This window comes from Lonsdalea britannica, from assembly GCF_946477055.1.
Classification (GTDB): Bacteria; Pseudomonadota; Gammaproteobacteria; order Enterobacterales; family Enterobacteriaceae; genus Lonsdalea; species Lonsdalea britannica_A.
In genome coordinates, this window is sequence record NZ_CAMKXG010000220.1 from 1 (window position 1) to 5,978 (window position 5,978).

Annotated in this window: 6 protein-coding genes; 4 read left to right on the forward strand and 2 right to left on the reverse strand. The window is 58.7% G+C overall.

Annotation, left to right across the window (positions count from 1 at the left end):
• The first annotated feature begins 262 nt into the window (after positions 1-262).
• The 4 genes from glyA (at position 263) to Q7O77_RS13575 (ending at position 4,533) form a co-directional block, all read left to right on the forward strand.
• Positions 263-1,516, forward strand: a complete 1,254-nt coding sequence (gene glyA, locus Q7O77_RS13560; protein ID WP_094118764.1) for a serine hydroxymethyltransferase — start codon at positions 263-265, stop codon at positions 1,514-1,516.
• Between the two features lie 132 nt (positions 1,517-1,648).
• Positions 1,649-2,818, forward strand: a complete 1,170-nt coding sequence (locus Q7O77_RS13565) for a 3-phenylpropionate MFS transporter (protein WP_304168258.1) — start codon at positions 1,649-1,651, stop codon at positions 2,816-2,818.
• Between the two features lie 66 nt (positions 2,819-2,884).
• Positions 2,885-3,496 carry a DUF1007 family protein gene (locus Q7O77_RS13570; protein WP_304168267.1) on the forward strand — a complete coding sequence of 204 codons (612 nt, stop codon included), beginning with the start codon at positions 2,885-2,887 and terminating at the stop codon, positions 3,494-3,496.
• Complete coding sequence (locus tag Q7O77_RS13575) at positions 3,487-4,533, forward strand: nickel/cobalt transporter (protein ID WP_304168260.1); 1,047 nt, start codon at positions 3,487-3,489, stop codon at positions 4,531-4,533. The genes Q7O77_RS13570 and Q7O77_RS13575 overlap by 10 nt, the downstream gene beginning before the upstream one ends.
• Positions 4,534-4,612: 79 nt before the next feature.
• Here Q7O77_RS13575 and Q7O77_RS13580 read toward each other — a convergent pair whose 3' ends face one another.
• Positions 4,613-5,410 carry an ABC transporter ATP-binding protein gene (locus Q7O77_RS13580; RefSeq protein WP_304168262.1) on the reverse strand — a complete coding sequence of 266 codons (798 nt, stop codon included), beginning with the start codon at positions 5,408-5,410 and terminating at the stop codon, positions 4,613-4,615.
• On the reverse strand, positions 5,407-5,978 hold a 572-nt coding region (locus Q7O77_RS13585), incomplete at its 5' end, for an iron ABC transporter permease (RefSeq protein WP_304168264.1). The genes Q7O77_RS13580 and Q7O77_RS13585, both read right to left, overlap by 4 nt.

The following is a 5,978-nucleotide window of genomic DNA, read 5'->3' on the forward strand; positions in this document are numbered from 1 at the left end:
GAATCGGGCGGGTTGAGCGAGTCAGATCGCAGCCCAACATGAAAAAGATGCAGGTGCCTGATGAGAAAAAGTCCCTCCGCACAGGGAGGTAGAGAAAAGCACAAACCCTTGTGCCACCTGTGGCTAATCGTTTGCGCAAAAACCTCTGTCAAAGCCTATCTTCGCTGGTGAGAATCGGTTTACACTATAGGCCAGTGCCTTTCGGGGCGATTATATTGCGTTGTAAAAATGCACGTTAGCTGAGTCAGGACAGGAGATGCGGATGTTAAAGCGTGAAATGAACATTGCCGATTATGATGCCGAGCTGTGGCAAGCCATGCAGCAGGAAGTGGTGCGTCAGGAAGAACATATTGAGCTGATTGCTTCAGAAAACTACACCAGCCCACGCGTCATGCAGGCACAGGGATCTCAGCTGACCAACAAGTATGCGGAAGGATACCCGGGCAAACGCTATTACGGCGGTTGCGAATATGTCGATATTGTTGAACAGCTGGCGATTGACCGTGCGAAAGCGCTGTTTGGCGCGGACTACGCCAACGTGCAGCCGCACTCGGGTTCTCAGGCCAACTTCGCGGTCTACACCGCTTTGCTGCAGCCTGGCGATACCATTCTGGGCATGAACCTGGCTCACGGCGGCCACCTGACTCACGGCGCGCCGGTTAACCTGTCCGGTAAACTGTATAAAGTGATTCCTTACGGCATCGACGAAAGCGGCAAGATTGATTACGACGAAATGGCTGAGTTGGCGCGTACTCACAAACCGAAAATGATCGTTGGCGGCTTCTCTGCTTATTCCGGCGTGGTCGACTGGGCGAAAATGCGTGAAATCGCTGACAGCGTAGGCGCTTACCTGTTCGTCGATATGGCGCACGTGGCCGGTCTGGTCGCTGCTGGCGTTTATCCTACGCCGGTGCCTCACGCGCACATCGTCACCACCACTACGCACAAAACGCTGGCGGGTCCGCGCGGCGGCCTGATCCTGGCGAAAGGCGGTGATGAAGATCTGTATAAGAAACTGAACTCCGCGGTATTCCCGGGTGGTCAGGGCGGCCCGCTGATGCACGTGATTGCGGGTAAAGCGGTCGCGCTGAAAGAAGCCATGGAGCCGGAGTTTACCGTTTACCAGCAGCAGGTAGCGAAAAACGCCAAGGCGATGGTTGAAGTCTTCTTGTCCCGCGGTTTCAACGTGGTATCCGGCGGTACGCAAAACCACCTGTTCCTGCTGGACCTGGTCAGCAAAGACATCACGGGTAAAGAAGCCGATGCGGCGCTGGGCCGTGCGAACATCACCGTCAACAAAAACAGCGTGCCGAACGATCCTAAGAGCCCGTTCGTCACCTCCGGTATTCGTATCGGTACGCCATCCGCCACTCGCCGCGGCTTCAAAGAAGCGGAAGTGCGTGAACTGGCCGGCTGGATTTGTGACGTGCTGGACAACATCAACGACGAAGCTGTGATTGAGCGTACCAAGCAGAAAGTGCTGGAACTCTGCGCTCGTTTCCCTGTTTACGCCTAAGATTGCCATGCGTGCTTCGTCACGCATCGCGAACAAACGCCAGCGCAAAGCTGGCGTTTTTTTTATCTGTCGACCGTGGTTGCGCCCGTCACACATCTTTGCCAAAGTAGCCGGTCGAAAACAGGAGAACCCATGGTTTTACGATCCACTCGCTGGCTGGCTCTCAGCTATTTCACCTACTTTTTCTGCTATGGCATCTTTTTGCCCTTTTGGGGCCGCTGGCTACAGGGAGAAGGTTTATCGGATGAAACCATTGGGCTGCTGCTCGGCGCCGGTCTGGTCGCCCGCTGCTGCGGGAGTCTGGCTATCACCGCCGGAGTAGGCCATCCGTCCAGGCTGATCGGCGCATTACGCTGTCTGGCATTGGTCTCGTTGATCATGGCCTTCGGATTCTGGCTTGGCAACGCGTGGCTGTGGCTGCTGCTGGTCATGATCGGCTTCAACCTGTTCTTCGCGCCGCTGGTGCCGCTGACCGATGCGCTGGCCAATACCTGGCGTCAGCAGCTCACGATGGACTACGGACGGGTGCGGCTGTGGGGCTCGATCGCGTTCGTTATTGGTTCTGCGGTCACCGGGGATTTAGTGGCCGTTTGGGGTCATCCTGCCATTCTTATGGTGCTGTGCGTCGGGCTGCTGTGTATGTTGATAGGAATGCTGTTCCGGCCTGAAACCGCACCGCAAGCGACGGCGTCAACGGCGTCCGACCCGGCGTCAACGCCGTGGCGTCAGTTATTAAGCGAAACCGCCGTGTGGCGCTTTATGCTTGGCGTCACCCTGTTGCAGGGTGCGCACGCCGCGTATTACGGATTCAGCGTCATTTACTGGCAGGATATGGGTTATTCGGCGTCGGTCGTGGGATATCTCTGGTCGCTGGGCGTGGTCGCAGAGATCGTGATTTTTGCGCTCAGTCATCGATTGTTCCGACGCTGGACAGCGCAGGGACTGTTGCTGCTCTCCGCCGCGTGCGGCGTGATCCGCTGGGGGCTGATGGGCTCGACGGCGTCGCTGCCGTGGCTGATCGTGATCCAGCTCCTGCACTGCGGGACGTTTACGATATGTCATCTGTCCGCTATGCGCTTTATCGCCACGCGTCAGGGCAGCGATGTACTGAAGCTGCAAGCGGTGTACTCCGCGCTGGCGATGGGCGGCGGAATCGCGCTGGTCACGGTCTTGTCGGGTTATCTGTTCGGCCATTTGCAGGGTAAAACGTTCTGGGTGATGGCATTACTGGCGCTGCCGGTCCTGTTTATACGATTGCCGGATACGGCGAAGGCAAAGACCTCCCTGAGTGAAAATCATTAGTCAGAGGTAATGATGGTATTCGGTGCAATGACGTCGCGATGGCCGGGCCGACTGGCGGCGGCGCTGATGATAGTGGGATGTGGCGCGATCCCTCAGGCGATCGCGCATCCACACAGTTTTATCGACATGCGCCTGACGGTGGAGGGGAAAAACGACCTTATCACCGGACTGCGCATGGTATGGACGATGGACCCCATGACGTCAGCCGATCTGCTTTACGACGCGGGATCGGCGTCCAAAGAGGCCGAAATCTGGAAAAAACTGGCGGCGGAGGTTATGGCCAACGTGCTGGGTCAGCACTATTTCACCGATGTCTTCCGCGACGGTAAACCGGTTAAATATGCGCCGGTGCCGAGCGAATATCATCTTTCTCGCCATGGCAATCAGGCGGTGTTGGAGTTCGTGCTCCCGCTGGCCCATCCTCAGCCTTTGGCGGGAAAACCCCTACAGATTTCCTCCTACGATCCCACCTATTTCGTCGACATGTCCTACAAAAATGACAACGCGGTCGCCGTGAATTCGGCGCTGTCTTCGCGTTGCCATACTACGCTGACGACGCCGAAACCGGATGCTGATCTGCAGTCCTATGCGCTCTCGTTGGATAAAAACGACAGCCCGGATGAAGACATGGCGTTGGGTCAACAATTTGCACAGCGGGTCACATTGCAATGCCAATAACGTCATCTCTTCTTTCCGTCACTCCATCTCGCCGCGCTGCGTGGCCGTTGCTCATCGTCATACTGGCGCTGGGATGGGGGCTATACGCAGTCTGGTCCTGGTGGCCGGAGATACTGCGCCAAAGCATCATCTGGCAAAGATCGCTCCATCAGCAAATGTCGCAGCTGATGGAGGCGGTCAGCACGCAGCCGCATCGCGCCGGTTGGAGCCTGCTGGCGTTCAGTCTGGCCTACGGCATTTTGCACGCGCTTGGACCGGGTCACGGCAAGGTGGTGATCGCCACCTATCTTGCCACGCATCCTTCTCGCCTGAAGCGCAGCCTGCAACTCACCTTTGCGGCATCGCTGCTACAGGGCATGGTCGCGGTGATTCTGGTGACGGTGGTGCTCTCTGTGCTGCAACTCTCTAGCCGGGTGTTGCACGTCAGCAGTTTTTGGATAGAGAAGGGCAGTTACCTGCTGGTGGTGCTACTGGGGATCGTGCTGTGCATTCGGGCGGTGCGTAGGCTGCTGGCGGCGCGGGCGAGTTCCCGGCCTCCGCAGATCCAGCGGCTTGCTCCGCTGGCGGTAGCTTCGTCATCGTCGCTGTTGGTTGCGAATGTCCGCCGCTCGGGCGCGCATGACGTCGGATGCGGCTGTGGTCATCAGCATGTCCCGCAGCCGGAGGCGCTTGCCGAAGATGGCGGATGGCGGGCTCGCTTGATGGTTGTGTTCGCGATGGGATTGCGGCCCTGTTCGGGCGCGATATTGGTACTGCTGTTCGCCAAAGTGCTCGGCGTGTATGGCTGGGGGATTTTGTCTGCGCTGACGATGGCGTTGGGCACCGCCTTTACGCTCTCTCTGCTGGCGGCGGCGGTCAGCTACTGCCGACGGCTGATGGCGCGCCTCGGCGCTGAACAGGTGTCTCCCCGCTGGCAACAGGTCGCGTGGTTTGTCTTGTCCCTGAGCGGCGGCGCACTGTTGATCGTCATGGGCGTGGTGCTGTATGTCAGCGCGCAACCCGCCATGATGGGCGGCATTCGTCCGTTTGCAGGGTAATCACGACGGTTTCCCTACGTTTCGACGACTGTCTGGAGGCTAGCGGCTTAAAGCCCCGGCATAGACCGGGGCGGAAAGGTTACTGCATCGGCTCCGTGACCAGCCCATCGATCATCACCTGCGGTATTCCCTGTGAACACCGCTCGATTCGCCCGCGAACGCCGTAAACGCGGGCCAGACTCTCGGCGGTAATCACTTCAGCCGGTTCGCCATCGGCAATCAGCTGTCCGTTTTGCAGCATCAACACGTGATCGCCGTGGCGAAGCGCGATGTTAATGTCGTGGACCACCACCACGGTGACGATGTTCCGACGCTGGGTTTCTCGCCGTACCAGATCCATCACGTGGAACTGATAGTTGAGATCGAGCGCGCTGAGCGGTTCATCCAGCAGCAACAGCGACGGCTGACGGATCAGCGACTGCGCCAGCCCAACCAGCTGTTTTTGCCCTCCGGACAACTGGTCCAGATAGTTCAGCGCCAGATGTTCGATGCCAAGCTGTCGCAGCAGCGTCATAACCTCGCCTTTATCCCCGTTGGGGGACAGGCCCCCGCTGGCGCGCTGGGCGACGATAATTGATTCCAGAACGTGCAGATGCACGCCGGCCGGCAGCGATTGGGGCAGGTAAACCACGTTTTCGGCGCGTTTGCTGAAAGGCAGCTGCATCAGGTTCACGTCGTCCAGATACACATCACCGCTCGCCTTGCCCAGCCCGGCCATTGCCCTCAGCAGGGTGGATTTCCCACTCCCGTTCGGCCCCAGCAACACGGTGATCTTGCCTCTCGACAGTTTCGGTACGTTGAGATCCGCGATCACAGGACGCTTGGGATAGCCCGCGTGGAAGTGGGCGAGGGTCAGCCCCTTGGGTGACGAATTCATACGTTCCCCCTGTGGCGCAGAATGATACTCAGGAAGAAAGGCACGCCGACCAACGAGGTGACGATACCGACGGGAATGATGACGCCCGGCAGCAGATTTTTGGACACCACGGAGGCGAGTGACAGCACCAGCGCACCGGTTAACGCGCTCGCCGGCAGATAAAAGCGGTGATCTTCGCCGAAGATCAGTCGAGCGATGTGCGGCGCCACCAGGCCGATAAAACCGATCGGGCCGACGAAAGCGACCGACAGCGCGGACAATATGCTGATGCGCAGCAGCGTCGCCAGCCGCAGTCGGCGCACGTTGATGCCGAAGCTGATCGCCCGGTCTTCGCCCAAACGCAACGCCGTCAGTTTCCATGCGTTCATCATGGAGAGCGGCATCACGACAGCCAACACCAGCAGCAGAACACCCAGTTTCTCCCACGATGCGCGGGCCAGGCTGCCCATCGTCCAGAAGACTAGCCCCTGTAGCGTGTCTTCGTTGGCGACGAACTGGAGCATGGAGACCAGTGCGTTGAAGGTGAAGACGAGCGCGATGCCGAAGAGCACGACGCCTGACGTGGCGA

Coding starts and splice junctions, on each gene's coding strand:
- glyA (WP_094118764.1), top strand. CDS start 263: ATGTTAAAGCGTGAAATGAACATTGCCGATTATGATGCCGAGCTGTGG.
- Q7O77_RS13565 (WP_304168258.1), top strand. CDS start 1,649: ATGGTTTTACGATCCACTCGCTGGCTGGCTCTCAGCTATTTCACCTAC.
- Q7O77_RS13570 (WP_304168267.1), top strand. CDS start 2,885: ATGATAGTGGGATGTGGCGCGATCCCTCAGGCGATCGCGCATCCACAC.
- Q7O77_RS13575 (WP_304168260.1), top strand. CDS start 3,487: ATGCCAATAACGTCATCTCTTCTTTCCGTCACTCCATCTCGCCGCGCT.
- Q7O77_RS13580 (WP_304168262.1), bottom strand. CDS start 5,410: ATGAATTCGTCACCCAAGGGGCTGACCCTCGCCCACTTCCACGCGGGC.